Origin of the sequence: Micromonospora fiedleri (genome assembly GCF_016774385.1) — a bacterium.
In the GTDB taxonomy this organism is placed as follows: Bacteria; Actinomycetota; Actinomycetes; order Mycobacteriales; family Micromonosporaceae; genus Micromonospora; species Micromonospora gifhornensis.
Window position 1 is genome coordinate 1 of sequence record NZ_JAETXL010000051.1, and the last position, 479, is coordinate 479.

Consider the following 479-nt stretch of genomic DNA (forward strand, 5'->3'; position numbering starts at 1 on the left):
GTTGGCCGGTTTCCCTAGGCCGTTCTCCATCGCCCCGAACATCCTGTTGGTACCGGCGGAGACCGTGTACGCCGTCCGGCACCTGGTGGAGTTCCACCAGATCGCCGTGTTATGTGTCTAATAGACAGATGCTGATGGTCAACAACGCCGCTCCGGCCGACACCCCGGGTTCACCCTTCGCCGGCAGCGACATCCCGTTGGCCATCGGTACCGTCAAGTTCGACCTGACCCTGTCCGTCGGTGCGCTGACCGACGCCACCGGCGCACCCGCCGGACTCGACGGCGCCCTCGAATACGCCACCGACCTGTTCGACGAGCACACCGCCGCACTCCTCGCCGGACGACTCACCCGACTGCTGCACCCGGCCGTCCCCGCCCCGGAACAGCCCGCCGGTGAACTGGACCTCCTCAACCCTGAGGCACGCCCCCCACCCCTCACCGCCCACAACGACACCCCCCCCCCCGCCCCCCCAGCCCCC

1 protein-coding gene is annotated in these 479 nt (G+C 68.9%); it reads left to right on the forward strand.

The genetic code is table 11. The features are described 5' to 3' along the window. Window positions 1–128 precede the first annotated feature (128 nt). A partial coding sequence (locus JMF97_RS30585; RefSeq protein WP_203224673.1) for a hypothetical protein occupies window positions 129–479 on the forward strand: 351 nt, incomplete at its 3' end.